Origin of the sequence: Arundinibacter roseus, from assembly GCF_004348825.1 — a bacterium.
In the GTDB taxonomy this organism is placed as follows: domain Bacteria; phylum Bacteroidota; class Bacteroidia; order Cytophagales; family Spirosomataceae; genus Arundinibacter; species Arundinibacter roseus.
Genome location: NZ_SMJU01000015.1, coordinates 87,046 through 113,326 on the forward strand (window position 1 = coordinate 87,046; position 26,281 = coordinate 113,326).

20 protein-coding genes and 1 pseudogene are annotated in these 26,281 nt (G+C 47.9%); 9 read left to right on the plus strand and 12 right to left on the minus strand.

Annotation, left to right across the window (positions count from 1 at the left end; all coding sequences use genetic code 11):
* Positions 1-597 precede the first annotated feature (597 nt).
* The 3 genes from EZE20_RS20090 to EZE20_RS20100 all read left to right on the plus strand — a co-directional run bounded on the left by EZE20_RS20090 (position 598) and on the right by EZE20_RS20100 (position 6,830).
* Positions 598-2,919 (plus strand): PSD1 and planctomycete cytochrome C domain-containing protein, encoded by a 2,322-nt coding sequence (locus tag EZE20_RS20090; protein WP_132121142.1) that lies wholly within the window; start codon positions 598-600, stop codon positions 2,917-2,919.
* Positions 2,920-2,946: 27 nt separating this feature from the next.
* The gene (locus EZE20_RS20095; protein ID WP_132121079.1) at positions 2,947-4,398 is read left to right on the plus strand and encodes a DUF1501 domain-containing protein; all 1,452 of its coding nucleotides are present in this window, start codon (positions 2,947-2,949) and stop codon (positions 4,396-4,398) included.
* 257 nt (positions 4,399-4,655) lie between these two features.
* Complete coding sequence (locus tag EZE20_RS20100; RefSeq protein ID WP_132121081.1) at positions 4,656-6,830, plus strand: c-type cytochrome domain-containing protein; 2,175 nt, start codon at positions 4,656-4,658, stop codon at positions 6,828-6,830.
* A gap of 9 nt (positions 6,831-6,839) precedes the next feature.
* Here the strand turns inward: EZE20_RS20100 and EZE20_RS20105 are convergent, their stop codons facing one another.
* Both EZE20_RS20105 and EZE20_RS20110 read right to left on the minus strand, forming a co-directional pair.
* Positions 6,840-9,248 carry an endonuclease MutS2 gene (locus tag EZE20_RS20105; protein ID WP_132121084.1) on the minus strand — a complete coding sequence of 803 codons (2,409 nt, stop codon included), beginning with the start codon at positions 9,246-9,248 and terminating at the stop codon, positions 6,840-6,842.
* Between the two features lie 54 nt (positions 9,249-9,302).
* Positions 9,303-9,821 carry a DUF7935 family protein gene (locus EZE20_RS20110; RefSeq protein WP_132121086.1) on the minus strand — a complete coding sequence of 173 codons (519 nt, stop codon included), beginning with the start codon at positions 9,819-9,821 and terminating at the stop codon, positions 9,303-9,305.
* Between the two features lie 169 nt (positions 9,822-9,990).
* On the opposite strand from EZE20_RS20110, the gene EZE20_RS20115 reads away from it, so the two are divergent.
* Together EZE20_RS20115 and EZE20_RS20120 are read left to right on the plus strand one after the other, a co-directional pair.
* Positions 9,991-10,311 carry a HesB/IscA family protein gene (locus tag EZE20_RS20115; protein WP_165933538.1) on the plus strand — a complete coding sequence of 107 codons (321 nt, stop codon included), beginning with the start codon at positions 9,991-9,993 and terminating at the stop codon, positions 10,309-10,311.
* Between the two features lie 71 nt (positions 10,312-10,382).
* Positions 10,383-14,108, plus strand: coding sequence for a sensor histidine kinase (locus EZE20_RS20120; RefSeq protein WP_132121088.1), 3,726 nt, complete (start codon positions 10,383-10,385; stop codon positions 14,106-14,108).
* Here the strand turns inward: EZE20_RS20120 and EZE20_RS20125 are convergent.
* On the minus strand, positions 14,105-14,677 hold the full coding sequence (locus tag EZE20_RS20125) for an NUMOD4 domain-containing protein (protein WP_132121090.1): 573 nt from the start codon (positions 14,675-14,677) through the stop codon (positions 14,105-14,107). The two genes, EZE20_RS20120 and EZE20_RS20125, sit on opposite strands and share 4 nt — an antisense overlap.
* A gap of 440 nt (positions 14,678-15,117) precedes the next feature.
* Here EZE20_RS20125 and EZE20_RS20130 point away from each other — a divergent pair, with 440 nt between their 5' ends.
* Complete coding sequence (locus EZE20_RS20130; RefSeq protein WP_132121092.1) at positions 15,118-15,477, plus strand: CoA-binding protein; 360 nt, start codon at positions 15,118-15,120, stop codon at positions 15,475-15,477.
* Between the two features lie 75 nt (positions 15,478-15,552).
* On the opposite strand, the gene EZE20_RS20135 is transcribed toward EZE20_RS20130, so the two are convergent.
* The 4 genes from EZE20_RS20135 to EZE20_RS20150 all read right to left on the minus strand — a co-directional run bounded on the left by EZE20_RS20135 (position 15,553) and on the right by EZE20_RS20150 (position 18,387).
* Positions 15,553-16,554: a 3-oxoacyl-ACP synthase III family protein gene (locus EZE20_RS20135; RefSeq protein WP_132121094.1), complete on the minus strand. Its 1,002-nt coding sequence runs from the start codon at positions 16,552-16,554 to the stop codon at positions 15,553-15,555.
* A 62-nt stretch (positions 16,555-16,616) separates the two neighbouring features.
* On the minus strand, positions 16,617-16,868 hold the full coding sequence (purS, locus tag EZE20_RS20140) for a phosphoribosylformylglycinamidine synthase subunit PurS (RefSeq protein WP_132121095.1): 252 nt from the start codon (positions 16,866-16,868) through the stop codon (positions 16,617-16,619).
* 151 nt (positions 16,869-17,019) lie between these two features.
* Positions 17,020-17,730: a CDP-diacylglycerol--serine O-phosphatidyltransferase gene (gene pssA, locus EZE20_RS20145; RefSeq protein WP_132121097.1), complete on the minus strand. Its 711-nt coding sequence runs from the start codon at positions 17,728-17,730 to the stop codon at positions 17,020-17,022.
* Between the two features lie 15 nt (positions 17,731-17,745).
* Positions 17,746-18,387: an MBL fold metallo-hydrolase gene (locus EZE20_RS20150; RefSeq protein WP_132121099.1), complete on the minus strand. Its 642-nt coding sequence runs from the start codon at positions 18,385-18,387 to the stop codon at positions 17,746-17,748.
* Between the two features lie 119 nt (positions 18,388-18,506).
* Here EZE20_RS20150 and EZE20_RS20155 point away from each other — a divergent pair, with 119 nt between their 5' ends.
* Positions 18,507-19,256: an LOG family protein gene (locus EZE20_RS20155; protein WP_132121101.1), complete on the plus strand. Its 750-nt coding sequence runs from the start codon at positions 18,507-18,509 to the stop codon at positions 19,254-19,256.
* An 87-nt stretch (positions 19,257-19,343) separates the two neighbouring features.
* Here EZE20_RS20155 and EZE20_RS20160 read toward each other — a convergent pair whose 3' ends face one another.
* The 3 genes from EZE20_RS20160 to EZE20_RS20170 all read right to left on the minus strand — a co-directional run bounded on the left by EZE20_RS20160 (position 19,344) and on the right by EZE20_RS20170 (position 22,002).
* Positions 19,344-19,985, minus strand: coding sequence for a hypothetical protein (locus tag EZE20_RS20160; RefSeq protein WP_317129187.1), 642 nt, complete (start codon positions 19,983-19,985; stop codon positions 19,344-19,346).
* A gap of 396 nt (positions 19,986-20,381) precedes the next feature.
* Entirely contained in the window at positions 20,382-21,083 is a 702-nt protein-coding gene (locus tag EZE20_RS20165) for a hypothetical protein (RefSeq protein ID WP_132121103.1), read from the minus strand.
* A 193-nt stretch (positions 21,084-21,276) separates the two neighbouring features.
* Entirely contained in the window at positions 21,277-22,002 is a 726-nt protein-coding gene (locus EZE20_RS20170; protein WP_132121105.1) for an SAM-dependent methyltransferase, read from the minus strand.
* Between the two features lie 97 nt (positions 22,003-22,099).
* Between EZE20_RS20170 and EZE20_RS20175 the strand changes: the two are divergent.
* Both EZE20_RS20175 and EZE20_RS20185 read left to right on the plus strand, forming a co-directional pair.
* Positions 22,100-23,512 (plus strand): annotated as a pseudogene (locus tag EZE20_RS20175) (sulfatase).
* A 78-nt stretch (positions 23,513-23,590) separates the two neighbouring features.
* The gene (locus tag EZE20_RS20185) at positions 23,591-24,016 is read left to right on the plus strand and encodes a hypothetical protein (RefSeq protein ID WP_132121110.1); all 426 of its coding nucleotides are present in this window, start codon (positions 23,591-23,593) and stop codon (positions 24,014-24,016) included.
* A gap of 149 nt (positions 24,017-24,165) precedes the next feature.
* Here EZE20_RS20185 and EZE20_RS20190 read toward each other — a convergent pair whose 3' ends face one another.
* Both EZE20_RS20190 and selD read right to left on the minus strand, forming a co-directional pair.
* On the minus strand, positions 24,166-24,936 hold the full coding sequence (locus tag EZE20_RS20190) for an alpha/beta fold hydrolase (protein WP_132121112.1): 771 nt from the start codon (positions 24,934-24,936) through the stop codon (positions 24,166-24,168).
* Between the two features lie 71 nt (positions 24,937-25,007).
* A complete protein-coding gene (selD, locus tag EZE20_RS20195) occupies positions 25,008-26,075 on the minus strand; it encodes a selenide, water dikinase SelD (RefSeq protein WP_132121114.1) in 1,068 nt (355 codons plus the stop codon).
* Positions 26,076-26,281: the final 206 nt, after the last annotated feature.

The following is a 26,281-nucleotide window of genomic DNA, read 5'->3' on the forward strand; positions in this document are numbered from 1 at the left end:
ACGCCTCTCCGAGGCTGTTCGTTTGGTTGATTTATTTTTCTACAAATATTACGCCTCTCCGAGGCTGTTCGTTTGGGTGATTTATTTTCCTACAAATGTTACGCCTCTCCGAGGCTTGTTCGTTTGGTTGATTTATTTTTCTACAAATGTTACGCCTCTCCGAGGCTTGTTCGTTTGGTTGATTTGTTTTCCTACAAATATTACGCCTCTCCGAGGCTGTTCGTTTGGTTGATTTACTTTTCTACAAATGTTACGCCTCTCCGAGGCTTGTTCGTTTGGGTGATTTATTTTCTACAAATATTACGCCTCTCCGAGGCTTGTTCGTTTGGGTGATTTATTTTTCTACAAATGTTACGCCTCTCCGAGGCTTGTTCGTAGAGTTTTAGCGAACGTACATCCAAGCCTCGGAGAGGCATTCCACGCCGGGCGAAATATTTGTAGCAGAAGTATATAAAATTCAGGAAATATAGAAAACAGGGCTTTCATAGCCTGATTCGCATAAATTGTAGTAGAATAGCATAATTCCGACTTTTTATTTCAAAAAAATCAGGAAAATTCTCCTGCGAATTCTCTTCACTCTTCATGGATTTTATGGGTATGTGGCAAAAACGTTTACAAATCGTTGTCTTGCTGGGTTTTTTGGTTTCCTGCTGGTTCGCTGCCTGTCGGTCCGGTTCAGCGACTTTTACCAATGGAAAAAAGCTGCCCGAAACCGTTAGCTATACCTACGATATTCGTCCTATTCTTTCAGATAAATGTTTTGCCTGCCACGGTCCCGACGAAAATAAACGGGAAGCGGGCCTTCGGCTGGATGTAGCCGAAGAGGCCTTTAAGGCTTTAAAAGAAAACCCTTCGGCGCATGCGCTTGTGGCGGGTAAGCCGGAGCTATCGCAGCTGTACCTTCGCATTTCTACGACTGACTCTACCAAACTAATGCCGCCCGTAGAATCCAACCTTCGGCTTTCATCTGAGGAAATTGCGCTGCTCGAAAAATGGATAAAACAGGGTGCGAACTACGAAAAACACTGGGCTTTTGTGCCACCAAAAAGACCAACTCTCCCCAAAGTGGCAGACGAGTCTCGGGCGATCAATGAAATAGATTTTTTTGTGCAGGCCAAACTGGAAGAAAAAGGCTTGAAGCCCAACCAGGAAGCTGATCGCGAACGCCTCCTGAAACGTGTATCGCTCGATTTGACCGGACTGCCGCCTACCGTCGAACTAATGGATCGTTTTTTGGCGGATAATTCCCCAAAGGCCTACGAAAAAGTAGTCGACGAACTCTTAAATAATCCTGCTTACGGCGAACGAATGGCCGTGCATTGGCTCGACGTAGCCCGCTATGCCGATTCACACGGATATCAGGACGACGGCTACCGCACGCAGTGGCCCTGGCGCGATTGGGTGATTCATGCGTTCAATAAAAATTATTCGTATAAAAAGTTTGTAACCTGGCAACTCGCCGGAGATTTGCTGCCCAATGCTGCCAAAGAGCAATTGCTGGCCACGGGCTTTAATCGAAACCATAAGATTACCGAAGAAGGTGGCGTCATTCAGGAAGAGTACCGATTGTCGTACGTAACAGACCGCAGCGATCTTTTTGGCAAAGCCCTGCTCGGCGTGACGATGGAATGCGCGCATTGCCACGATCATAAGTACGATCCATTTTCCCAAAAAGAATACTACCAACTCTTTGCGTTTTTTAACAATGTGCAGGAAGTCGGGATTGAGTCCGTCATTGGCGGGCCGGAAACCTACGCCAAAAAACCTCTGATGGAAATCAGTGACGAAGACATTCAGTCGGTGCTGCGGTTTGTGAACAAGCCCGATACCAACCGTCTGATTGTCTCTGTCATGGGCGATCTCGACAGCACCCGCAAAACGCACGTCCTGCTGCGGGGAGTATACGACGCGCCCGGCGAAGAAGTGCAACCCGGCACGCCCAAAGCTATTTTGCCTTTCAGTCCACGCTATCCCAAAAACCGGCTGGGGCTTTCGCAGTGGCTGTTTGACCCCCAAAATCCGTTGACCGCCCGGGTTTTTGTTAATCAAATTTGGCAGGAATTTTTTGGACGCGGGCTGGTCAAGACGTCGGGCGATTTTGGCATGCAGGGCGACCTGCCCACGCATCCGGCTCTGCTCGATTGGCTTTCGGTGGATTTTATGGAAAATCAATGGAATATCAAACGTCTGGTCAAACAACTCGTGATGTCGGCGACCTATCGGCAATCGGCGGTGGTATCGGAACAGCAACTCAAAAAAGATCCTGAGAATATTTACCTTTCCCGTTCGTCAAGGTATCACATTGATGCAGAACATATTAAAGATTTGGTTATGGCAAGTAGCGGGCTGCTCGTTCGAACAATTGGCGGGCCGAGTGTCAAGCCTTATCAGCCGCCGGGCTTGTGGGAAGGAGCTACGTCCGGACGCGGATTGCTGTCAATTTATGTGCAGGATCACGGATCACGGCTGTATCGCCGGGGCATGTACACGCTCATCAAACGAACCGTTCCGCCTCCGGTTATGAGTATTTTTGATGCCAGCAACCGCGATTTGTGCGAAGTCAAACGACTGAAAACCAACACGCCTTTGCAGGCATTGGTTATGATGAATGACCCCGCCGTTCTGGAAGCCTCGCGGGTGTTGGCCGCCCGGTTGTTGCAGGAAAAATCGACAGATAAAGAAAAAATTGTGCAGGCTTTTCGACGCATCGTGTGTCGGAAACCTACGGATAAAGAAACGGAAATTCTGGACGCTTTTTACCAGAAACAACTTCAAACGATGACCGAAACTGCCGCCCAAAAGGCGCTTTCGGTAGGAGAGTATCCACTACCCGAAAAACTAAACAGCCGGCAGGTGGCCGCCCTCATGCGGGTGATTTCAACACTTTATAACCTGGAAGAAACCATTACCCGAACGTAAGGAAGGGTTTTGGTAAAAATATGTACGATGGAAAAGGAAATACTCGAACACGGATTCAGTTTCAACCGCCGCCGGTTTTTATCCACCATGAGCCTGGGCCTGGGTAGTGTGGCGCTGGGCTCGCTGCTGATGCCCGATTTATTTAAAAACACAGGCGATGATGATCCACTCAGCGCCGGAATCCCGCATTTTGCACCCAAAGCAAAGCGGGTAATTTACCTGTTTCAAAATGGCGCACCTTCGCAGCAGGAGTTGTTTGACTACAAGCCAAAACTGCGGGAAATGGTAGGGCAGGAGATTCCGCCTTCTGTTCGGGGCACGCAACGGCTCACGGGCATGACTGCCAATCAGGAGTCCTTTCCGCTTGTTGGCTCTTTTGTGGATTTTAAACAATACGGGCAGGCAGGTGCCTGGATCAGCGATTTGTTGCCCTATACTTCCAAAATTGTCGATGATCTGTGCATTGTTCGCTCTATGTACACCGAAGCGATCAACCACGATCCGGCGCTGACGTTCCTGCAAACGGGCTCGCAGCAGGGCAACCGCCCGAGTATGGGTTCGTGGCTGAGCTATGGATTGGGGAATGAAAATAAGAATTTGCCCAACTTTACGGTGTTGCTTTCGCGCGGCGTGGGCAACGGTCAGGGTGTCTATTCCAAGCTTTGGTCCAATGGTTTTCTGGATTCGGTGCATCAGGGCGTGCAGTTTAGCAAAGGCGAAGATCCCGTGCTGTACCTGCGCGATCCCGAAGGCATGAACCGCCACGAACGTCGGGACATGCTGGATCAGTTGGCTGAGCTGAACGATTTGTCGTACAAGGAATTTGGCGATCCCGAAATTGCTGCCAAAGTGAAGCAGTACGAAATGGCCTACCGTATGCAAACCGCCGTACCGGAAGTGATGGATTTATCCAAAGAATCGGATGCGATTATCAAACTTTACGGCCCTGATTGCCTGGTGCCGGGGACCTTTGCTGCCAACTGCCTGCTGGCTCGAAAACTTTCGGAAAATGGTGTTCGTTTTGTGCAGTTGTATCATCAGGGGTGGGATCAGCACGGCAATCTGCCCTTTGAAATTACCAAACAGGCCATGGACGTAGATCAGGCGTCGGCAGCGCTTGTGACCGACCTGAAACAGCGGGGACTGCTGGACGAAACGCTGGTGATTTGGGGCGGGGAGTTTGGCCGGACGAGCTATACTCAGGGGAAGCTGACACCCGAAAACTATGGCCGCGACCACCACCCGAGATGCTTCACGATCTGGATGGCCGGAGGCGGTATAAAACCGGGAATGGTCTATGGCGAAACGGATGAACTGGGCTATAATATTGCTAAAAATCCGGTGCATGTGCATGACTTTCAGGCAACTGTCCTGCATCAGCTGGGTCTGAATCATGAAAAACTTACTTTTAAACATCTGGGTCGTCGCTACCGCCTGACGGATATTTCGGGCAAAGTCGTGCGCGATATTATTAGCTGAAAATCTGCCGGGTTGACTAGCTATGATCATTTAGCGAGTAGCTCTTTCATATTATTGATTTTCAGGTTATTAGAATAAATTCTTATTGTAAAATAGTTTATTTCAATTCTGCTTAATTATTTTCAGTACATAATTTGGTTTCATTAAATGATTGGCTAATATTGTTTGTAAATAATTGACAATCAAATAGATAAAAAATTAATAGCTAGTGGCCTAACAGCTATTTACCTCCTTTTTTCAATTCAATTTTATTTTTGATGAATCAAAAAATTCGGATACTGGCAGAGCAAATCCTGGTCGCAATGGGCATTTTCATTGCGTTTTTACTGCTCTTTGAATCCAAACTGATGCTGCCACTGTGGCTGCAATCGGCGGGAAGGCTGCACCCGCTGCTGCTTCATTTCCCGATTGTGTTGCTTGTGGTGGCGTTGCTGATGAGTTTTTTTGAAAATCAGTTTGATGCCGCAGGGCGTTTGGTGGTGCAGCAGTTAAGTCGAACCATCTATTTGACAGGCGTTTTTTTGGCAGGAGTTACCGTAGTATTTGGTATTTTTCTTTCTCAGGAAGGCGGCTATGCGGCAGAACCGTTGCAGGGACACAAATGGACAGGCTCAGGGTTGTATTTTGCGGGGATTGGTACCTATTTTTTGATTTATATTCGACCCATCAGTCAAACGTTCGCCCGGGTGGCGTCCGTTTTTGTAGTAGTCGGGCTGATCGTCACGGGGCATTTAGGGGCTACGCTTACCCACGGCGAAGGTTACGTACTGGCACCTTTCCAAACAAAAACTCTGACAACGACCGTCGCCCTGGAAGATGCTATTGTGTTTGAGCACGTCATTCAGCCTATTTTGGAACAGAAATGCATCAGCTGTCACAACGAAGATAAACAGAAAGGGGAGCTGCTGCTCGTAAGTCAGGAGGCACTTTTGAAAGGGGGAAAATCAGGAAAGCTTTTTGTGGCGGGAAATCCGGAAATTAGTTTGCTGCTGCAACGCATTCATTTGCCCATGAATGAAAAAAAGCACATGCCGCCAACGGGAAAAGTGCAGCTAACCGAGGAAGAAAAAACACTGCTTGCGCTGTGGATACAGGCAAAAGCAAATTTTAAACTAAAAATAACCGATCTGCCCGCTACTGATTCCCTGCGACTTGTAGCGTCCCGCCTGTTGAGTCCGGCTACGCTGCCCGAGGAACGGTATGCGTTTGAACCAGCCGACGCCCAAACCCTCGCACGCCTGCAAACCGACTACCGAACCATAGCGCCATTGGCCGTTGGCTCACCCGCGGTGGCGGTCAATGTGTACAATCAGGCGCAATTTTCCCGCAAAACTCTGGAAGAATTGCTGGAAATTCAGGAGCAGGTGGTGTCGCTTACGCTGGCCAAAATGCCGGTCACCGATGCCGATTTGGATCTGATAGCTTCTTTCAAAAACCTTCGGAAACTAAACCTGAATTTTACGGAAATAGCCGGAACCACGCTTCCCAAACTAAGCGCGCTGCCTTCTTTGCACACGCTTACACTGACCGGTACGAAGGTTACGTTCGGACAGTTGGCTAAGAATTTACCCCAACTCAAATCGCTCAAACAGGTGAGTGTGTGGGATACTGATCTGACGCCGCAGGAGCAGACCAAACTCCAAAAATTGTTTCCCGGTATCTCGTTTGCTTTGGGTTTTCAGGAAGAGAGTGCCGCACCATTGCAGCTCAATCCGCCGCAGGTTCAGAATCAAACGCTGGTTTTTAACCAAAAACTACCAGTCAAACTCATGCACCCGATTCGGGATGTGGAGATTCGATACACCACCGACGGCAGCGAACCCGATAGCCTGACAAGCCCGGTTTTCAAAAGTTTAATCATTACAGAAAACACGAAGCTCGTGGCTCGTGCCTTCAAAAAAGGGTGGTATGGCAGTTCGTCCGTTTCGTTTGATTTTTTGAAAAATTCTTTTCAGCCCGACAGCCTGCGGCTGCTCTATCCGCTCAACCGCGTTCACCTTGCAGAGGGTGCGCATACATTTTTTGATGGAAAACTCGGGGCAATCGGTGCGAACAATCCGGCTTGGGCCAATTTCTGGGCCGGTGCCCGGGCGCAGGATATGGGCGTAGAAGCCCGGTTTGACAACCCGGTCACGATTTCATCCTTTGGCCTGCACTACATGATTGAAGAGGATACCGGGATTTTTCCGCCCGAGTGGGTGGAAGTTTGGGGCGGCAACGACCCCGAACACGTGAAGCTTTTGATGAAACTAAAACCACCAATGCCCGCGAAAGGCGACAGCCCCACGCTAAAAATAGCGCAGGGCAGTTGTGTACCTGTTTCGGTCAAATATCTTAAAATTGTGGCAAGGCCATTGACCGCAATTCCGGCGTGGCACCGGAGCAAAGGCAACAAAGCGTTGCTGTTGGTTGATGAGCTATTTTTGAATTAATCGCAGTTGCTACCGTAGTTTCACAATTGTAACGCCGGCCCCACCGCGGTCGGCGTGTTCATCCTGCATGGAGGTCACTTGTTTGTAGCTTCGCAAATGATTGCGAACGAGCGTCCGCAAAATACCGTCGCCTTTGCCGTGTACCACACGTAGTTCGTCGTAGCCGAGCATCAGGGCGTTGTCCATAAACTGATCCAGTACTCCCAAAGCTTCTTCGCCACGCTTGCCCCGAATATCCAGATTAAAGCTAAAATTCAGGTGACGTTCGTTCAGGTCTACGCCGCCGGTGGCGGTACGGATTTTCTTTTCGCCCGTAACTTCCCGATAGGTTTTGTTAGAAACTTTTTCCAGACGATTCAGCTTCATGGTCGATTTAAGATCGCCAATTCTGACTTCGGCATCTTTCCCTTTGAGCGAAAGTACTTCGGCTACGGCCGTTTGGCCGATTATCCGGACGTAGCTTCCTGCCACAATTGCGCCGGTTTCGGGTTCAAACTCGACCTCATCGGGCAGGATTTCTTCTACGAGCTCGGGTTTGAGTTCTTTTTTGTTAAACTGTTCGAGCGTTTGGCGGGCTTCGCGCGTAATCTCGCGGTCGGCTTTACTTTCCTTGATTTCCCGAATCGTGGTTTCAATACGCTGATTGGCTTCACTGACCAGCAATTTGGCTTTTTGTTTAGCCTCATTGACAATCCGTTTTTCGTTGTTTTCCAGCGTTGTTTTCAGCGCGGTATATTCGGCAAGTTGCTGCGCCAGTTTGCGCTCTTTGATTCCTACTTCCAGGTTTTTTTCAGTAAACACCCGCCGTTCAATGTCCAGTTCTTTCAGCAATTTTTCAAAATTAACCTGCTGCGTTCCCAGTTTTTGTTTGGCTTTTTCGATGATAGCTTTCGGCAAACCGATTTTGGTAGCAATTTCAAACGCAAACGAACTTCCCGGACGGCCAATTTCGAGTTGATAGAGCGGTTCCAAGTGTTCGCCATCAAAGCGCATTGCCCCGTTGACAAGCCCATCGGTTTTGTCGGCCAGCACTTTCAGATTGGTGTAGTGGGTATTAATCACGCCATAGGCTCCCGACTGCGTCAGGTCTTCCAGAATTGCTTCGGCAATAGCGCCGCCCAAACCGGGTTCCGTTCCGGTGCCAAATTCATCAATCAGAAACAATGTCTTTTTCGTGGCCAGAGTCACGAACTGCCGCATGTTAGTCAGGTGCGAGCTGTACGTACTCAGATCATTTTCAAGCGATTGTTCATCACCAATATCAATAAAAATATTTTGGAAAAAACCCATTGTCGAATCTTCCCGCATCGGCACCAGCAAACCGCATTGATACATGTACTGAATCAGACCAACGGTTTTGAGGGCCACGGATTTACCTCCCGCATTCGGTCCCGAAATAATCAGAATTCGCTGTTTGGGATGTAGCTCAATGCTGAGCGGTACGACGCTTTTATTGGCTTTACGAAACGTCAGATGCAGCAGCGGATGCCGGGCGTTGTGCCAGACTACGGCGGGTTTATTTTCAAAAGGCGGGTTAATTGCGTCCATTTCGGCGGCTAATTTGGCTTTGGCTCGCAGAAAATCCATCAAACCCAAAAACTGATACGCTTTCAAAAGTTCGGGAACATACGGCCGCAGCTGATCGGTGAGACGCGTCAGGATGCGGTTGATCTCGCGGCGCTCTTCGTATTCGAGCTCACGAATGGCATTATTGGCTTCCAGAACGTCGGTTGGTTCAATAAAAACCGTTTGGCCCGTAGCCGATTCGTCGTGGACAAACCCTTTAAATTTTCGCTTATGCTCGGCCGCAATCGGAATTACCATGCGTCCGTTTCGGACCGTTAGCGACACATCTTCACTGATCCAGCCGCTGTTTTTGGCCATGCGCAGCATGCTGTCGAGGCGCTTACGAACTGACACCTGCTCGGAAATAAGCCGCCGTCGGATCTGAATCAGCTCTGGCGAAGCGTTGTCACGAATATGCCCCCGTTCGTCAATGATCCGGTCGATGGCATCCGTAACGGTGCGCTCCACCCGAATCGTTTTGGCGTATTCGCCCAGGAGCGGATAGGCGTCAGCTTCCTGATCTTCAAAAAAACGCAGGCATTGGCGGATGGTTGCCAGCGAAACTTTCAGGTCAAAAAACTCGTCCAGCATCAGCATTGTGCCTTCTATGGCCGCACGCTGAACGTACGGAGTTGCATCCAGGTAATTTTGAGAAGGGAAATCCTGCCCGATTTGCATGATTTGGCGCATTTCGGCGGTTTGTCGGACGAGTTTATCAACTAGTCCGAAGTTATCTGAAAAACGGATTTTGTCCACAAAAGCACGGCCTAGCGAGCTTACGCAGGCCTCACGCAGCCATTCGCGCAGGCGGTCAAAACCAAGTTTTTGTTCCAGATTTTTGGGATAAAGCATGTATTATGTAAAGGGGTAAACGAAAATTTCCGTTCAGGGAACGGCTTTCATGAATTAAAAAATACGTTGAATCTCTTCTTTCACAACTTTTAGTGCCTGTGTACAGGGCTGCACTTCCTGCTGAATGACACGCTCAAAAATTTTACGTGCCAGGTCGTTGGCCGGTGCTTCGGGTTGTACTTCTTCGGATGCCTGATTAATCAGCGCCTGTACTTCGTTGACGGCCTTGATGATCTGTTCCCAGGTGTCGTGGCTCATGTACAGCTGCTGCGCCAGATTATGGTTGAGTTCCTCGCGGATTTCCTGCAACAGAATTTGCTGAAATTCGAGAGCGTTGGAAGCCGAACCTACCGTACGAAGCAACAGCTGATTAGGCGTGATGCGTTCCAGAAAAAGGCACATTCGCTCGTAGGCCTGAATGCGGAGCGGCAGGATAATCTCCGTATTTTTGCTGCGAATATCCCATCTTTGCTTTTCAAAAATCTTTTCAGCCAGCGTAGTCAGAATCAGATAAAGGCCAAAAACGACGATGCCCGTGAGAATCACAAGCGTAATCATTGCATAAAGTTCCATAGTAAATTACAAAAATCAGGAAATGAGATACGTGAATGTTGTCCTGAGCCAGCACGTGAGTCAACAACGCGTCCGTTTGGGGCATTGCACCAATCGAAACGCAAAATTACGAGGAAAGGTTGTAGGATTGTAACGCTTTTGCTTTTCCGTAAAAAAACAACAGGTACGCATGACAAATCATTTGCAACAGACCAACACCGTTTTGGAAGCCCCGGTTCAGATTTCGGCCCGGGCCAAAATGGAGATTTCAGAAACACTCACGGCAAACAAAATTCCCGACAGCTACGGCCTGCGGGTAGGCCTGCGGGGCGGCGGGTGCAGCGCCACTTTTCTATTGGGTTTTGATACGGCCACAGACAAAGATCAGGTATACATCATCGAAGGAATTCAGGTTTTTATTGATAAGCGCCATCTGATGTATGTTTTGGGGGCAACCATTGATTATGAGGAGGGTGAAAATGGCCGGGGGTTTACGGTTAGCACAATCTAAATTTTGTAATCGGCGGATGCAATTTTTGGCACGATTTTAGGTCCTGAACCTATGTTTATAAATCCAGCGAAGTGTCCAAATTTTTCAAAAGATACTTTTTTTTACTCGCCGCCGCAATATCGCTATTGCTGGCGGTTGGGTTTTATTATGCAGATAAAGAGTCAATTACCGACGAGTCGTATCTGCATGGGGTGGAGGTGCGCCTCCAAAAGGAAATTGAACAGGCTCAGGAAAGTATAGCACAAGTAGCAGCTTTGCTGCCTGCTACGGACAAGCCTTTTTCTACATTGCTGGTAAAAAGCAATTATCCGTACTTTGTCTATCAGGATTCCACGCTTTTAATGTGGTCAGATAACCGGCTGATTACCAAAGATTATCTTCAAAACCAACCGCTTTCACCTCTTGTCCCTTTTGAAAGTTCACAGGGGAAATTTATTCAGGTAAGCGAGCAGAAAAAAATCGGCGAAACTACTTACCGGATTTTTGCTTTTATTAAACTTTACTCCCTGTTCAAAAATCAGACGACCAATTTGCCCTCGGGCTACAATCCGCAGATTTTCAGGGTTTCTCCGGCACTCATAAGCCTCAAAGCTACCTCGGGCAAAGGCGCGATTCGTGCCAAAGACGGTCAGGTTTTGTTTTATACACAGCCACCGACCGACCCCATGTATCGCCATCAAATGGCTCCTTTTCAGACACTATTGTGGGTGTCCCTGGCTATTTTGTTTTTGGGGATTTATATGTTTGTATCTGTTCGCTACTTCCGGATCAGGCATCGCTACGGGCTCGGATTGGGCCTGTTGGTTTTCTTTATTGTGCTGGTTCGGGGGTTAATGCTGCGCTTTTCCATTCCGTTTGCTTTCTACGAAGGAAAAGTTTTTAATCCTCAATACTATCAAGGCTCTTTTTTGGCACCTTCTCTCGGCGATCTGCTGCTCAATTGCCTGAGTGTTGGGTTTGTGATGGTGTACATCAACAGCGTTTATTTCAGGACCGTAACTTACCGACGACTAACCCGGAGCGGAATTGGGTTTCAGGCATTTTTTTCCTGTTTGATTCTGCTGGTAGGTTATGTAGCTTACTACATGTGTTACAGGGAGTTAGTTAATATTTATGAAAAATCATTTTTTACCCTCGACATCACCCTGAGTATTTCTTTCAGTGCCCTGAAATTTACTTCTCTTCTGATTTTTATTATTCTTTCCGGAATTTATTTTCTGGTAATCAACCTCGTCACGAGCGTTTTCATCAGGCTCAATCCTGAACTGAAAATCGGGCTTGCCATTTTGGCGGGTAGTTTCCTATTGACTGTTTTGCTGGCGTGGCTCCTGCGCATCCCCTTCGAGTGGATTTTCCTGGTGCACGTCGGGTATGTCCTTGTACTTTACCTGAGTCGCCTGCCGAGGGCTTTTTTCGGCTTTCGCTACGCCACTACGGTTTACTATTTCGTGGGTGCGTTGGCATGTGCCATCCTGACTACCTACGTGGTAGAAATACAGGAAAGCAAAAAGGATGTGTTGAATAAAAAGGAATTTGGGGCGCAGTTGCTGTCTGAGCATGATCTTTTTACGGAGTTTTTGCTCAAAAAAAGCAGCGATCTCATCGCAGCTGATACTCAGTTAAAATCCGTTTTTGCCAAAAATCCACCGTTGGCGCGGGAGATTATTCAGCAGCGAATTCGAAATAAATACCTCGATCAGTATCAAAATCGCTACGAGGTGGAGATTTTTTCTTTTGACAAAACCGGAAACCCGCTCGATTCGCAAGCCGGAGCCCGGTCATGGAATTATTATCAGGAAAAATACAACAGTCCGGCTAACGCCACCGAATATGCTTCGGTTTTTTTGGTTCGAGATACGCTCAAAGAGAATCTGAAACAATACGCAGGTTTCGTGACTCTTCGGCAAGAGGATGAAATTCTGGGCTATGTTCTGCTGAACCTGTGTCAGCGAGGAGAAAACACGCATGCACAATACCCGGATTTGCTACTTGACGAACAGTTTGTACAAGCCCCCGAAACCCGAGAATATAGCTATGCCATTTTTGAAAAAGAGTCACAGATGTACAGCAGCGGTGCCTATAACTACGAGCGGAAGTTTCCATCCGAATTGCTAAGTGACTCGGCCTTATACATCAAAGGCAAAGACCTGCATGGGTTTCGTCATGTTGGGCAGGCAGGCAGCGATCAGCGAAGTATTGTGGTGTCGTCAAAGTCGTGGGAATGGCGGGGCATGATGGCCAATTTCTCCTTTCTATTCCTGATTTTGGTGTTGGTGGTTACGGTAGCAATCGTGGGGCATGCGCTGCGTTACGGCTTTTCGGCTCTTCCGCTGACATACTCGACTAAGATTCAGGTGTTGCTCAATGCTGCCTTTATTTTGCCGTTACTTCTGATTTTATTCCTGATCCTGCGGGTTATTGGCTCCAACTATGAAGAAAATCAGCAGGATACATACCTAAAAGTTAGTCAGAATATTTCGGCAAATGTGCTGAGTTACATGGAAGATTTCAAGGAAGGAAAAATGAGTGAGGCATATTTGGAACAACAAATCGCCCAAATTGCGCGTGATGCGGATCTTGAAATTAATCTTTACGACACCACAGGTTATTTGCTTTTATCGTCCAAACCGCTCATTTATCAAAGTGGTTTATTGTCCGAATTAATTAATCCTTCTGCCCGAAAACAGATTATTGAGCAAAAAGAAACGCAGGTATTGCTCAACGAATCGTTGGGAAGCATGACGTACAGTACGGCCTTTGCCGGGCTTAAATCCTTTGATCAGGAGTTGTTGGGAGTGGTAGGAATTCCGTTTTTTGATTCAAAACCGAGTCTCGAACGGCAAATAATCGAAATTGTGGCGTCATTGCTCATTGTATTTACGGGCATGCTGCTGATCTTCCTGCTCGTTTCGTATTGGGCCGCACATTTACTGATTGTGCCCCTGCGGGTCTTAACCCGAAGGATCAGTACGACAAATCTTAATCAACTGAATGAGCCGCTGCCGTGGAAGTCGAACGACGAAATCGGTACGCTGATCAAAAAATACAATCAAATGCTGGTCAATCTGGAACAGAATAAGCAGGTACTTTCGACCACCGAAAAACAATCGGCCTGGCGTGAAATGGCCCGGCAGGTAGCGCACGAAATTAAAAATCCGCTCACACCCATGAAGCTGACTTTGCAACAGCTGCAGCGGACAATCCGGCGCGATGACCCCGAAGCACTGGAAAAAGTGAGTAAAGCGATGGGCTCTATTATCGACCAAATCGACAACATTGGTCATATTGCGCAGTCTTTCTCAGATATTGCCCGCATGCCACCGCCCCAAAAAGAAGTCTTTGAAGTAACTTCCGTACTAAACAAGGCGTACGAACTCTACGCAAGCGACCGAAATATTACGTTTAATCGCGACGTACAGGCCGGACCTTTATACGTAAAAGGAGATCGGAAGCAATTTGGGGCAAGTGTTACAAATCTAATAATCAACGCCAAGCAGTCAGTGCCCGAAGGTCGCCCGGCTGTGATTGGGATGAAATTGTATGTACACAAAGAAGCCGTGATGATTGAAATTCAGGACAACGGCAGCGGGATTTCCCCAACCATAAAAAACCGGGTGTTTCTTCCAAACTTCACCACCCGGGTAGATGGCAGCGGGCTGGGACTGGCGATGGCCAAGCGGATTATTGAACACGCCGGCGGCAGCATCTGGTTCGAAACCGAAGTAGATAAAGGCACTACGTTTTTTCTGTCGATCCCGCTTGAAAAAACGGAGGACGCAGCCCCCAAAAGTGCTTAATCTTCCAGCGTTACGTGTTTCCAGTTCTCGCCCGATCGGATGCGGTTGAGTTGCGTGTGCGTAATGCCAAACTGCTTGGCAATCATTTTTAACCGGTTATTCTCATTCTTAAGCAGTTTTTTGATCATCCGTACCTTCGTTTCGGTGAGTTTATAATTGCTCGTGCGGCGGGGCATCACCCGATTGATGAACGCTGGATTTTCGCGGTTATGCTCCGTCATTTCGGTTTTAGTAACCCACTTCAAGTTCTGATGAAAGTTGTTCTGTTTATCAAAATCCAGGTGAATGACGTACTTCTGTTCATCACTGGTTTTTTTTAAAAAATAATCCGCTACAAGTTTATGAACGTACCGATTTATAGTGCGACCTCCGGTTACACGAATGTTCAGCGAACGATACCCCTGAATGACCGATCCCTTGATGATTGTACCTTCTTCCGGATCGCTCTGAAAACTCTTTAACCGGCCATAATTTGATACTTCGTAGTGAGGCGCATTTTCAATTTCTTCAAAATTTATTCTAACCCACACTTCATTCCAAAAGCTTTTAGTATTCTTCGTTTCTTTCATCGGGTTATTGGCAGTTAGGTTAATGGCTGTTGATTTTTATGTTTACTGTTTATAAGACATAAGTTAAACAAAACCAGGAGTTAAGGAGATTGTTTACGTAAATTTTTAATAAAATAATGGTTGACAGCTAGCAAGAAAGGAATGCCTCTCTAAGTTAGTTTATGAAAAGTTCCACAAAATAGCATGTCTACTCACTATAAACATTGGTTAGTCAATTTATGTTGAATATTTATGAAAAAAAATAACGAATGCCTTAGTATCGCTGTTTATCCACTATTTAAAGCAGTTTTAGGTTACTTAAACCAGACCAATTGGCAAGTTCAGTATAGGCCGGGCCCGAATTTTTAGTATACATTTTTATCTTTATTTTCCTCGATACCTGAACTACTGACAAAAAGTATTTGACTAACGAAAAGGTTTATCAGTAAAAACAAAATCACATGAAAAAGACACTGATCATTGGCGCTACTACCAACCCCGGTCGCTATGCGTATCTTGCCGCTCACCGATTAAAACAATATGGGCATCCGATTGTTCAGGTGGGGCTTCGGGACGGAGAGGTAGCCGGTGAGCCCATAGAAACGCAAAAGTTGCCCTTTCCGGATGTTGACACGGTTACGCTATACGTAGGGCCGCGCAATCAGCCCGAGTACTACGATTTTGTGATTAGTTTATCGCCGAAGCGGGTAATTTTTAATCCCGGAACAGAAAATCCGGATTTTGAAGAGTTATTGAAACAGCATGAGATCGAGCCGCTCGAAGCCTGTACGCTCGTGATGTTGGCTACGGGACACTATTAAATCTCTAAACCTGTAAGGTTTCAGAACAATCTTACAGGTTTAGAATGATTTTGATTATCCAGGTGTTGAAAAAAACTACCAGCGAATCAGCGCCGATGCCCACGTAAAACCGCTGCCAAAAGCGGCAAGACAGAGCAGATCGCCGGACTGTACACGTCCCTGTTCACAGGCCTCAGCCAAAGCAATTGGAATAGAAGCGGCAGTGGTATTTCCAAATCGCTCGATGTTGTTGACCACGCGTTCAGGCGCAAGGCCAAGCTGCTGACGTACGTAGTCGCTGATGCGGATGTTGGCCTGATGCGGAATCAGCAGGCTGATGTCGTTTGCCGTGTACTGATTTGCTTCGAGTGCTTCCTCAATCACCTCACCAAAACGGAGTACGGCATGTTTGAAAACCGCATTTCCGTTCATAACCACGTCAAAGCCACCTTCGTCGACCATTTCTTTCGTAGCTGAGCGGCCCGGGCGACTGCTTCCGGGATCTTTTACGTACAAATCCTCGGCAAACCGACCGTCCGCATGCAGGTGTGTGGACAAAATCCGGTGCGTCGGATCGTCGGTAGCCTGCATGACGGCAGCACCTGCGCCATCGCCAAAAATAACGGCTACGTTGCGCCCGGCGGTACTTTTATTAATCCAGGAAGATTGTATTTCAGACCCAACCACGAGGGCCGTTTTGTACATGCCCGATTTTATAAACTGATCGGCGATCGAAAGTGCGTAGACAAAACCCGAGCATTGCTCACGAATGTCAATGACGGGTTTTCCATCCATGCCCAATTCACGCTGCATCAGGAATGCCGATCCGGGAAAAAAATAATCGGGTGTGATTGTGGCGTACACAATTACGTCTACCTCATTTGGTGTAAGTCCGGCATGTGTCAATGCCATGCGCGAAGCAGCCGTAGCCATGCTTGCGTTGGTCTCTTTTCCGTAGGTAAAATAGCGACGTTCTTTAATGCCCGTGCGCTCCTGAATCCATTCGTCAGATGTTTCCATCCATTGAGTCAGGTCGTTATTGGTTACTACCTTTTCGGGTACATAATACCCAACTCCGGTAATACGTGCATGCGGCATGGGACGGGGTTTTCAGGCCAGAAAAAAATAAAAATGCAGGAAATGATTTGAATAAACCCGATTTAGGCGGGCTGTATATCATACGTAAACTCCTCCATAATGAGGTTGGCGAGCAGCTTTTCGCAGGCAGTTTTTACTTTGGACTCCGCCTCGGCAGCATCGGCGGCTTCGAGCCGAATGGTAATGTGTTTGCCAATTCTGACGTCATCTACCTGATCAATTCCCAGGTTATGCAGTCCTAATTTTACGGCTTTGCCCTGTGGATCAAGAATTTCCTTAATGGGCATTATATTGATGTTGGCAACAAATTGCATGATAGGTAGCGCTAAAAAGTTGATCGGGTATGTTTGGATGATTTTTCGGTGCAAAAATGCAACAAAATATACGGCTTACCAATTCAGGTACTTCTTTTTCCCAAAGTTGGGCTGGTGAATGTTGCCTTTTCCATCTATGAAAATTCCCGGTTCAGGATGATTTTGCTGTATTGCGGGTACTGATCCACAGTCCGGCACTCAACAGGATGTACAGGCCAATGATCATAGGAACGGCGAGGAAGTTCAGAAAGAGCACAAGTACCGCCGATACGAGCAGAAACAGGTACCGGATTTCATTGCCTTTCCAGCCGAAAGACTTGAATTTAAGGGCAAAAAGGGGTAGTTCTGAAATCATCAAAAATGACATAACTCCTGTAAAAATCAGCAGGTTCGTAGTGTTAACAATGACCGATTCCCAGGCAGGATAAAACTCAATGATGAATGGAAAAGAGGCGATCAGCAGCCCGTTGGCGGGAGTCGGTACGCCAATGAACGAGTCGCTCTGCCGGGGGTCAATGTTGAATTTAGCCAACCTCAGGGCCGAACAAACTGCAATCAAAAAAGCCAGGTTCGGAATCCAGATATCGGCCAGATCGGGTACGCTGCGCATCAGCAATTGGTAGATAATGATGGCCGGAAGTACGCCAAAGGTAGTCATGTCGGCGAGCGAATCCAGTTCTTTTCCAATCTCGGAGCTCACGCGCAGGAGTCGGGCGGCAAAGCCATCAAAAAAGTCGAATACAGCTGCCAGGCCCATCAGTGCGCAGGACAGCAGCATGTTATTATGAAATACCTCCACAATACCCACGCATCCACAGAGGAGGTTGGCACAGGTGAGGGCGTTGGGAATGTGGCGTTTCATTGCGCTGCGTGGGGGTTAAGATTTCAAAAATGGATTATGTTTTTTCTCAAAACCAATGGTCGTTGGCTGCATGTGTCCGGCGTACACGGTGTAGTCGTCCGGCAAAGTAAATAGTTGACTGCGAATGCTTTGCAGTAAGGTTTGGTGGTTGCCACCGGGCAGGTCGGTACGCCCGATGCTTTGGCGAAAGAGCGTATCGCCACCAATGACAAATTTTTGGTCGTCGTTAACAAATGCCACGTGGCCGGGTGCGTGGCCAGGCACAAACAGCATGCGCAAACTCGATTCGCCAAAGGTAATGGTTTCCTTTACGTCGAGCCAACGTTCTACTTCGGGTTCTTCAAAACGAACAAAACCATAGTTTGGCGCGTAGGTTTTGACGGCCCGCAGGAGGGGTTCATCCGATGGATGCAGCGCAAAAGGAATGCCATAGATGCGTTTCAGCTGCGCTACACCCAGCACGTGATCTACGTGGGCGTGCGTGTTGACAATACCTACCGGCTTTAAGTTGTGTTTGGTAACAAAATCGGTCAGTTCCTGAAACTCTTCGGGTTCGTAACAGCCCGGATCAATGATGAGGCAGGCGCCGGTTGGGTCCGACAGGAGGTAGGTGTTTTCGGCAAAAGGACTAAATACAAACGAATGTATGGTAATCATAGGAAAGACAGGTTAGCGGCTACGAAGTTAATAAACTGTTTGGAAACGCTGTCTCTGAATTGTATTATTGCCTTTTGGAGTACCTGAGTTTTATACCTGACACTAAACCCTTTTTACCTATGCCTACCAAAGAAACCTCCTCTCCGCCACTGCTGCTGAATCCGGACCAATACTACTACCTCGAAGGGCCCAAGAGCCGAAGCTTTGAGTTGATTTTTGCCTTTGAAGTACTGTGGGAGTTTATTAAGGGATTTCGGGCGCTGCATTTTGTAGGACCCTGTGTGACGGTTTTTGGCTCAGCCCGATTTAAAGAAGGACATACATACTACGAGCTCTCGCGGCAGCTTGGCGCACGGATCGCCCGCGAAGGCCTTACGGTCATGACCGGCGGCGGACCGGGTGTGATGGAAGCCGCCAATCGGGGTGCTTTTGAAGCCGGCGGAAAATCCGTAGGTTGTAACATCAAACTGCCGCACGAACAATCGCACAATCCATTTATGCAAAAATGGGTTACTATTAAATTCTTTTTTGTGCGTAAAGTGCTGTTGGTCAAATATTCCTACGCATTTGTCGTAATGCCCGGCGGGGTAGGGACAATGGACGAACTCTTTGAAACATTGACCTTGATTCAAACGGCAACGGTTCACGACTTTCCGATTGTGGTGATGGGAAAAGATTTTTATGCACCCTTGATTGATATGCTGAATAAGATGGTGGTTGAAAAAACTATTGCCGCCGAGGATCTCGAACTGCTCAAATTTACCGATGATGTCGAAGAAGCTGTGGCCCACATCCGAACCTATATTCTTGGGAATTATACCATTAAGCCCATCAAAAAACCCAAGGCATGGCTCTTTGAAAAATCCTGATTTATAAATGGTTATATAAAAAAGTCTCTGCTTATTCCAATCAATGGAGTTAAGCAGAGACTTTTTTCATATCAAAAACTACTGATTTCAGTAAGTTGTTGGGCGGGTTTCATCCCAGGTATCGTGGTTCCAGTCGGTATGAATATTCTGACCGCCATAGAGCTTCCACTCTTCGGCAATTGCCCGGCTTTCTTCCGCAGATCGCGGACGAACGCCTACCAGAATCCCCCCATCTTCCAGGCTTGTTTTATAGTGTTTTGCCCGTTCTTCGGGAATACCAGAGCCCACAAGCGCGCCAATGATACCGCCCGTCAGACCGCCTGCTCCGGCGCCCGTCAGGCCCGCCACAATGGGCCCGGCAATCACCAATCCAAGACCCGGCAAAGCTACGCTTGTACCAATTGCGGCAATTGCCCCAATAATCGCCCCGGCAGTTCCGCCGATGGCAGAGCCCACGCCGGCACCTTCCATGGCCTTATCGCCCAGAGCCGAATCTTTTACCGTATCGTTTTCGTTGTCTTCACCAAAATTGGTATCCCGTGTTTCTTTGGACATCATGACCGAAATATCATCGCGGGTGTACCCTCGTCCAAGCAAATTGTCATACGCTTTTTCGGCATTTTCACGGTTCAAAAATACTGCCGTAATCATGGCTGTGTCTTCGGAATGAGTCGTTGCGTTAGTATCGGGATTTTGCGCAAAGAAATTATCTTCTCTTGTCGTTTCCATAGTTATAGTTGTTGAATATAATTCTTGTAACCAGGTTATGCAAAGAAAAAGAACCATTCCACCTTGATTCGGGATAGCCTTTCATTTGTACTTACTGATGATGGATGGTAACAAATCAACTATCGGAAATAAATGCAAAAAGCAGTGCGAAGATCATTTCAATCCTTTTTTTCGATGAATTCAGTTGAAAACATAGTAGATAAAAAGTTGGACAAAAGGTTCGTTCATTGAAAGTGGTATTTTCTTTTTACCTGTTGATTTTTTGGCAATCATGCGAGATTCCTTACCCAACTTTTATGAGAATGATTGTTGTATGAAAATAAATATATTGTAGGATACAAAAAATCCCTGCCTTTACACGAAGGCAGGGATTCCAAAAAACCTATTCTGAAAATATTACTTCTTACGAATAGTAGCCACAATGCGGTCGTAGTATAAAACCGTTAGCCCCTCAAAGCCTGAGTCAGTGCCAACACACAGCCATATTTCCCCATTGGCGTTTGGCTTCACCGTTACAGGGGTAGTGGTTGTGCGTTTCACAATTTTGTAGGCAGTACTGTCGATTCCATTGCTGACATTCCCAATCACGACCATTTCATCACCGCCAGTGGCCTGTTGGCCTTTGTCGATCGAAACTTCATAAAAACCGTCTTCCAGCTTCGTGACGGGTTCAGTAGGGGAAGCCCCGGCTTTCAGGTAAACCGATTCGGCGGGCGAGCCGCCAATGCCTACGCTACCAGCGAAATAGTTGGTTCCCAGGTCAATATCGTACGCTACAGTATAGGTAGCATTTGGATCAAGACCGGTAACTTTCCTTTTCAGATACATAAAAACATCGTCACTACGGTTGTGACTTTGTACCATCAGTGCTTTACGCGTGGTATCGAGCGGACTGGGAAGCCGGGTGATTTCGTGGTCAAATTCAAATATCGCTGTATCCTGCTCTTCACCGTACTCGGCAAAACCAACGACCCATCCGTCGGCGTTTTGCTCGAAGCCGGAGTCTACGACCACCAATCCATCCACATCGTCATTCTGATTACAGGCCGACATTCCAACCGCTACGGCGAGACTCATCCACAACACATTCTTTTTCATGCTACACTAAAAATTTACGTTAAAAAAAGTTAATTAAACTGTCTAAAAGAGACGTGCCATCCAGAAACGGTTGGAAGGAAATGACAGAAAAAATGAAAATTTTCAGGAAGCAATTGAGCATTAATATCTTACGGTCACAAAAAAACCTCAACCCGAAGGCAGAGGTTTTGTCCTGAAACTTTTATAAAAATTGTCAGTAGCCCAGCAAAAAAATGGTTGGTATTTTGTGTAAATCAAGCTTTTGTTTCCGCCATTGAAGCACGGTTCGGGTTCGGATAAATTCGGTGGGGGCAGTTAAATTACTGGCAATACAAAGGAGCGTATCAGGTTGGCAGGCTTCCAGAATCGTGGCGAGCATGTGGTTGTTGCGGAAGGGCGTTTCCATGAAAATCTGTGTTTTCCGACTTTCGCGGCTGTCGCGTTCGAGTTGCAGCACTACCTTGCGGCGATCTGCCTGATCAATAGGCAGGTAGCCATTAAACGTAAATGATTGTCCATTTAGACCTGAGGCCATGAGCGCCAGCAAAATAGACGACGGCCCCACCAACGGCACGACCCGAAAACCCAACTGATGGGCAATGCGAACGGCCACAGCACCCGGATCGGCCACGCCCGGACAGCCCGCTTCGGACAAAATGCCAATATCTTTTCCCGCCGGAAGGCGTCGCAGACGGGCGGCGGTGTCGGCCTCGGCAGTTTTTTTGGTAAGTTCAAAAAACGTGAGATCCTGTATGACGCGCCCGAGCCGCAGGCCGCTGATGAACCGGCGTGCGGTGCGGAGTTCTTCGGCAAAAAAATAGTCAAGCTGTCCAATGACTTCCGCCACCTGCGGACTAAGTACCTGCTGAGCGGTACCTTCGGCCAAAACGGTCGGGATCAGAAAAAGTGTAGACGGGCCTTTGGTAGTAGATTCAGACATTTTATAAAAAAAATGAGGATTATTTTTACAAAAGAACCTCTTTTACACCAAAAACGATACACAAATGAATTGGAATCGAAAGATATATCAGCTGGCAATGGCTGTTGGATGTAGCATTTTTTTGTCAGCCACTGCCCCAAAAACCTCGCCTGCTCCTCAAAAACCAAATGTTTTAGTCATTTTTGTAGACGATCTTGGCTGGGCGGATTTGAGTAGCTATGGCAGCACGTTTTATGAAACTCCCAACCTGGATCGATTGGCGGCATCGGGTGTGCGATTTACGGATGCCTATGCGGCGGCCGCCATTTGTTCGCCTTCCCGCTCGGCGCTCATGACGGGCAAATACCCCGCCCGAACGGGCATTACCGATTGGATTCGGGCACGGTTTCAGAACGGGGCGGTAGAGTTTGGCGGGAAAAATAAAGCAGAATACGAACGCGATCTTACCCAAAAACTAGCTTGTCCGCCTATTCCTTTTGAACTTCCGCTTGCGGAGAAAACAACGGCAGAATACCTTAAAGAGCAAGGCTATTTTACGGCATACATTGGCAAGTGGCATTTAGGTACGGACGATTTTTACCCGGAAAAACAGGGCTTTGATGTCAATATTGGCGGCAGCGATTTTGGGCAGCCGCCCTCGTACTTTGACCCCTACACGGCACCAAACACCGGGCCGATTCCGACGCTGAAACCCCGAAAAACGGGCGAATACCTGACTGACCGCGAAACGGATGAGGTCATAAATCTGGTACGAACGCACAAAAACAAGCCTTTTTACATCAACTATGCGCCCTATGCTGTGCATACGCCGTTGGGAGGAAAGCCTGAGCTGATTGAAAAGTATACAGCCAAAACACCCACCACGCAATAAAATCCGGTGTATGCGGCGATGATTCAGAGTTTGGATGAAAATGTTGGACGAATTTATGAGGAACTTCGGGCGCAAGATCTGCTGGAAAATACGCTGATTATCTTTACCTCGGACAACGGTGGGCTGCTCGGAAATCCCAAAAATCCGATCACGGCTAACCCGCCGTTTCGGAGCGGGAAAGGCTATCCGTACGAAGGAGGGATTCGGGTGCCGCTGATTATGAGCTGGAAAGGGCAGATTGCGCCGCGGGTGTCGAAAGCTCCGGTCATTACGATGGATATTTTTAACACTGTTCTGGCAACGGCCGGGGTCGTGCCTGTGCGCAGCGTTCCAAATGACGGGGTGAACCTGTTGCCGCACGTTCAAAAAGGACAGCCTTCGCCGTTACGCGATTTGTTCTGGCATTTTCCGCACTACCGCTACGAAGATGTAACGCCATACAGTATCGTACGCAGCGGCTACTGGAAATTGATTCATTACTATGAAACCGATACGGACGAGCTTTTTAACCTGAAAGACGATATTGCCGAAACCAGAAATGTGGCCGATCAATTGCCGCAAAAACGGCAGGAATTACGCCAAAAGCTTGATGCGTTTTTGGTACGGACAGCAGCAAAAGTGCCTGTGGTGAGGAAGTGATTACAGGCAATGTTGTCAGCGCTTAGTTTCCAACGATCCGGGCTGTTTTTTGCTCCTTCAAGAAAAACATCACACAAAATGAAAGTTTTTACCTGGATTTTGATGACGCTGATCCTGTTGGGATGCAAAGACGACAGTGAGCTCAGTCCTGAGGAAATAGTCCCACTGGTAGGAAAATGGCATCAGGTTGGGTACGAAAAGGTGACGGAAACCGGACGCGAATGGGTACCGGTGAACGATACGAGTGTGTACACTACGGTAATTTTCCGCCCTGACGGAGTACCGCTGTACGGTAATGGGAAAGGCATGTGCTGTGCTCCACGCACCCTTGTTAGGGAAGGGCGACCTTTCAAAATAGTGCCCAAAAGTCCGGTTGAATTTGATGAACTCTGTACCCGGATTGATTGTATGGGTTGCGAGTCAGTAGTGATTGAAATAAATCAGGATGAGATGATCTGGACCTCCTGCACCGGTTCCAGGATCCGTTACAAGCGGATGCTCTAATTCCAGGAATGATGAAGTTGAAAATGCTGACAGCGTTTTTGAACGCTGTCAGCGTTGAGATAAAAAACTCAGAAAAAGCATCAAAAATAAAATCCCATTGCAAACGTAGGAGTAGAATACCATACCGGGCTCAATGTTTGCAGGCTAATTTAGCTGTTCAAAAATGCCAAAACCTCCTGCACAAATGCCTTAGGTTGCTCGGCATGCACCCAATGCCCGGCTTTGGGAATCGTGACGAGCTGAGCGGCTGGAAATGACTGCTGAATTTCGTCCCAATCCTGATCTTTTATATAGCCCGACGTAGCGCCTTTTACAAAAAGCGCAGGTTCTTCCACGGTTCGCCGGGGTTCGATAGCCGCACCCACGTTTTCGATTTGGGCCGTAATGACGGGTAAATTGAGGCGCCACGCAAAACCATCTGTTTCGGTACGGTACAGGTTTTTCAGTAAAAATAGCCGTACGGCCGGAATGGGCTCATAGGCGCTGAAAAGCTCGTCGGCCTGTTGCCGGCTTTCGATTTCGTGAACGGGCAATGCATTCAGGCCGTTCAGGATGGATTCGTGGTGCGGCGGATACCATTTCACGCCAATATCTACCACGACGATTTTAGAAAACGTGCCGGGATATTCCATGGCGTACTGCATCACGGTTTTTCCGCCCATCGAATGGCCCACGAGTGCGGGCTTTTGCAACTGATGATCCTGAATAAATTCGTAAAGATCGGCGGCCATGGACTCGTAGTCGAAGCGGTCGTCGTGCGGAGACCGTCCGTGATTCCGCTGATCGAGCGTATAGACATCAAATCCTGCATCGGCAATGCCCTTACTTGCCGTAGCGAGGTTGTCGAGCGAACCAAAAACACCGTGTATAATCAGAACGGATGGCCCATTGCCTGGAAAATGCTTATAGTTTAGTTTCATGGGTTATTAAGTTTCAGGCAGAAAAAATCTCTGCTTGCAGGTATATTTCAAAGGGAATGATTCCAAAAAAACTATTCCACCGAAATTACTTTTTCGCCCGCTTTGGTGAGCCTGCCAATTGGTTTTGCGTCGATGCCATAGCTGTGCAGCACGGCTTCAAGTTCGGGTTGTCCGGCAGGTTCTACCGCAATCAGCAGGCCGCCGCTCGTTTGTGGATCGGCCAGAATGTACCGTTGCGTCTCGGTCAGTTCGCTTACTTTGTGGCCATAGCTTGCCCAATTGCGCACCGTTCCGCCCGGAAATGACTTCTGCACCAGGTAGCTCTCAATATGTGGCAGGGTCGGGACTTTATCGAACTCAACCACAGCACTCAGTCCGCTGCCTTCGGCCATTTCGATGAGATGCCCCAACAAGCCAAAACCAGTTACGTCAGTAAGTGCCTTCACATGCGTCAGCGCTCCAAGCGCACCGCCGACTTTGTTGAGCTGCCGCATTTGGTCGGGGGCCAGGTGTGCATGTTCGGGCGCAAGAATTCCCTTCTTTTGGGCCGTTGTCAAAATACCTACGCCAATTTTTTTGGTCAAATATAACAAGCAACCTTCCGTGGCGGTATCGTTGCGTTTGAGATGTTCGAGGGACACGCGGCCGGTTACGGCTAATCCAAAGATGGGCTCGGGGCTATCGATGCTGTGGCCTCCGGCAAGCGGAATGCCCGCCTCGGCACAAATCGCCCGGCTGCCTTCAATGACCCGCCCGGCTACTTCCGGCGAAAGCTTGTCGATGGGCCATCCCAAAATCGCAATCGCCATCAGCGGCTGGCCGCCCATAGCGTACACATCCGAAATGGCATTGGCCGAGGCAATGCGTCCAAAATCGAAGGCGTCGTCGACGATGGGCATAAAGAAATCGGTGGTGCTGATGATGGCTTCGCCGTTGCCGAGGTCCATTACGGCGGCGTCGTCGCGGGAGTTGTTGCCGACCAATAAGGTAGAAATATCAAAAGCCGGTGTGGCCGAAAGCTGTACACTGGAATCGTTGCCGTGTAAAATCCGATCCAGGATCTGAGGAGAAATTTTACACCCACAGCCCGCCCCGTGGCTATATTGGGTCAGGAGAATTGGGTCTTTAAGGTCAGTCATGTAAAATACTGGTAAAGCGATACTTAAAATAGTTGTCTGATGATGAGTCCACGGTTTATCCTGTATGAACTACACATAAAGGTATATAAAAGTTAGAGGAATGAAGTTTTGAGATTTTAAGTCTATTCGAGCTCAGGGCAATAGAATCAGGATTTGTTGTGTGCGATGAAACCTTTTTTCCTCCCAAAAGTTCATACAGAGGAGCA